We start from the raw sequence: 3382 nt of genomic DNA, 5'->3' as shown, positions 1-3382 counted from the left end.
ATGCAGCCGGAGGGCAACTGGATCCTCCGCGCGCCCAGCCTGCGCCGGAAGGCGATCCTGCTGGCCAAGGTGCAGGACGAGGCCGGCCACGGGCTCTACCTGTACTCGGCCACCGAGACCCTCGGGGTCGACCGCAGCGAGCTCACCGAGAAGCTGATCGACTCGCGGCAGAAGTACTCGTCGATCTTCAACTACCCGACGCTGACGTTCGCCGACATCGGCGTCATCGGGTGGCTGGTCGACGGCGCCGCGATCTGCAACCAGGTGCCGCTGTGCCGGTCGAGCTACGGCCCCTACGCGCGGGCCATGGTGCGGATCTGCAAGGAGGAGTCCTTCCACCAGCGTCAGGGCTTCGAGCTGCTGATGACCCTCATGGCGGGCACCGACGCGCAGCGCGCGATGGTCCAGGACGCGGTCGACCGCTGGTGGTGGCCCTCGCTGATGATGTTCGGCCCGGCCGACGGCGACTCCCCGAACACGCAGCAGTCCATGGCGTGGCGCATCAAGCGCCACACCAACGACGAGCTGCGCCAGCGCTTCGTCGACATGACGGTGCCCCAGGCCGCGGCCCTCGGCGTCACGCTGCCCGACCCGCACCTGCGCTGGGACCCCGAGCGCGAGGTGCACGACTTCGGGGAGATCGACTGGGCCGAGTTCACCGCCGTCGTGAAGGGCGCGGGCCCGTGCAACGCCCAGCGGCTGGCGCACCGGCGCGCCGCGCACGAGAACGGGCAGTGGGTCCGCGACGCCGCGAGCGCCCACGCCGCGAAGCAGACCGCGCGCGCGGCGAAGGAGACGGCGGCATGAGCACCACCCCGGACGCGACCTGGCCGCTCTACGAGGTGTTCGTGCGCGGCAAGCGCGGGCTGAACCACGTGCACGTCGGCTCGCTGCACGCCCCCGACGACCGGATGGCCCTGCACAACGCCCGCAACCTCTACACGCGGCGCAACGAGGGCGTGAGTATCTGGGTCGTCCGCGCCGACGCGATCACCGCGTCGAGCCCGGACGAGAAGGACCCGTTCTTCGCACCGTCGGGCGACAAGGTCTACCGCCACCCGACGTTCTACTCGATCCCCGACGACGTCCCGCACCTGTGAACGCCGTGAACAGCGCTGACGCCACCGGCGAGAACGTCTACGACGCCCTCGCGGCCGCCGACCACGACGGCCGCTGGGCCCACGGGGCGGGCTTCGACGAGACCGTCGTCGAGGTGACCGCTCCGGCGCCGGACGGCGTGGACGTCGAAGACCTCGCCGCCTATGCCCTGATGCTCGCCGACGACGCGCTGCTCGGCTCGCAGCGACTCTCCGAATGGGCCACGAACGCGCCCGAGCTCGAGGAGGAGGTCGCCCTCGCGAACATCGCCCTCGACCTGCTCGGGCAGGCGCGCGTGCTGCTGGCGCGGGCCGGGCACCTGGGCGCGGCGGAGCGGTTCCGCACGGCGCGCACCGCGGCAGCCCTGCCCGACGAGGAGGTCCTCGCCTACTTCCGCGACGACCGCTTCTTCCGCAACGTCACCCTCGCCGAGATCGACCTCGGCGACTTCGCGCAGACGATGGCCTGGATGCTCGTCTTCTCGTCGTGGCGGCTCGCCCTCATGACGCGGTTGCGTGGTTCCGCCGATCCGGTGCTCGCCGCCGTGGCCGGCAAGGCGGTCCCCGAGCTGGCCTACCAGCGCGAGTACGCGGCGGGCTGGGTGGTGCGCCTGGGCGACGGCACCGAGCTCTCGCACGGGCGCATGCAGGCCGGACTGGACGCGGTGTGGCCGTTCGTCGAGGAGATCTTCGGGGCGCACGGGGTCGAGACCCGCCTGGTCGAGGCCGGGGTGGCCGTCGACCCGGCGTCGCTGCGCGGCGACGTCGACGCCGATGTGGAGCAGGTGCTGCCGGTCGCGACGCTGACCCGCCCGGAACGGCCTGCCGTCGGGCTCGTCGGCGGCCGGGGTGGCCGGGACGGAGTGCACACCGAGGCGATGGGCCCGGTGCTCGCCGTCCTGCAGTCGCTGGCCCGCGCGCACCCGGAGGCGATGTGGTGAGCACTGCGGTCGAGGATCGCCTGTGGGACGTCGCCGCCGAGGTCACCGACCCCGAGATGCCGATGCTGACCCTGGCCGACCTGGGCGTGCTGCGCTCGGTCTCCTCCGGCGACGGCCGGGTCGTCGCCACGATCACGCCGACCTACGCCGGCTGCCCCGCCCTCGACGCGATGCGTGCGGACCTGGCGGCGAAGCTGGCGGATTTCGGCGAGGTCGAGGTGCGGGTCTCGCTGACCCCGCCCTGGACCACCGACCTGATCTCCGACGAGGGCCGTCGCAAGCTCGCCGAGGCCGGCGTCGCACCGCCCGAGCACATCGGGCCGCGCACCACCGGGCCGGTGGCGCTGACGCTGGCTCCGCCCGACAAGCGCGTCGCCTGCCCGCGGTGCGGCAGCGCGGACACCGAGGTGCTCTCCCGGTTCGGGCCGACGGCCTGCACGGCGCTGCGCCGCTGCCGGGCCTGCCGGGAGCCCTTCGAGCACATGAAGGACATCTGATGAGCGCGCCGACGACCGAGCCCGACACCACCCCCGAGGACACCACGGCCGGGTTCCACCGGTTGCGCGTCGCCGGGGTGGATCGGCTCACCGACGACGCCGTCGCGGTGACGTTCGACGTCCCCGACCATCTCGCGGACCATTTCGCGTTCCGCGCCGGGCAGTACCTGACCCTGCGCCTGCAGACCCCGGAGGGAGAGGAGCGCCGCTCCTACTCGATCTGCGCGCCCGAGGGTGCCGCGCCCCGGATCGGGGTGCGCCGTGTGGAGACCGGGCTGTTCTCGGAGTGGCTGGTCGACGGGCTCGCCGCCGGTGACGAGCTGGAGGTCGGACCGCCCGAGGGCCGGTTCACCCCGGACCCCCCGCCCGAACAGCACGGGCCCGGCGAGCACCACACCCTGATCGCCGCCGGGTCGGGGATCACGCCGGTGCTCTCGATCGCCGCGACCGTGCTCGCCGCGCACCCCGACACGCACGTGACACTGCTCTACGGCAACCGGCGCGCGGACACCGTCATGTTCGCCGAGGACCTCGCCGACCTGAAGGACCGCTACCGCCACCGGCTCCAGCTCGACCACGTGCTCTCCCGCGAGCCCGTCGAGGCCGAGATCTTCGCCGGTCGGCTGGACCGGGAGAAGCTCCACACCCTGCTGACCTCGCTGGTGCCGACCCCGCAGGTCGACCACTGGTGGCTGTGCGGGCCGCTGGAGATGGTCACCGGGGCCCGGGACCTGCTGACCGAGCTCGGGATCGGCCGCGAGAAGGTGCACGCCGAGCTGTTCTACGTCGACACCCCGCCGCCCCTGCCGGTGCGGCACGAGGACGGGGTGGGCGGGGACGGCACGGA

5 protein-coding genes are annotated in these 3382 nt (G+C 73.0%); all 5 read left to right on the top strand.

Translation table 11 applies throughout. The annotated features are described in order from the left end of the window. A partial coding sequence (paaA, locus tag VGI02_RS26695; protein WP_331632700.1) for a 1,2-phenylacetyl-CoA epoxidase subunit PaaA occupies window positions 1-807 on the top strand: 807 nt, incomplete at its 5' end. Further along, entirely contained in the window at window positions 804-1100 is a 297-nt protein-coding gene (gene paaB / locus VGI02_RS26690) for a 1,2-phenylacetyl-CoA epoxidase subunit PaaB (protein ID WP_331632698.1), read from the top strand. The genes paaA and paaB, both read left to right, overlap by 4 nt. A 5-nt stretch (window positions 1101-1105) precedes the next feature. Beyond that, entirely contained in the window at window positions 1106-2038 is a 933-nt protein-coding gene (paaC, locus tag VGI02_RS26685; RefSeq protein ID WP_331632696.1) for a 1,2-phenylacetyl-CoA epoxidase subunit PaaC, read from the top strand. After that, window positions 2032-2535 carry a 1,2-phenylacetyl-CoA epoxidase subunit PaaD gene (gene paaD / locus VGI02_RS26680; RefSeq protein ID WP_331632694.1) on the top strand — a complete coding sequence of 168 codons (504 nt, stop codon included), beginning with the start codon at window positions 2032-2034 and terminating at the stop codon, window positions 2533-2535. Before paaC ends, paaD begins: the two co-directional genes overlap by 7 nt. Continuing rightward, window positions 2535-3382 (top strand): FAD-binding oxidoreductase (locus VGI02_RS26675; protein WP_331632692.1); only part of this gene is annotated, 848 nt, incomplete at its 3' end. The genes paaD and VGI02_RS26675, both read left to right, overlap by 1 nt.

The organism is Actinomycetospora sp. (assembly GCF_036497245.1).
Classification (GTDB): domain Bacteria; phylum Actinomycetota; class Actinomycetes; order Mycobacteriales; family Pseudonocardiaceae; genus Actinomycetospora.
The sequence above is the reverse complement of the archived record's forward strand: the minus strand, read 5'-3'. Positions and strand labels throughout refer to the sequence as shown.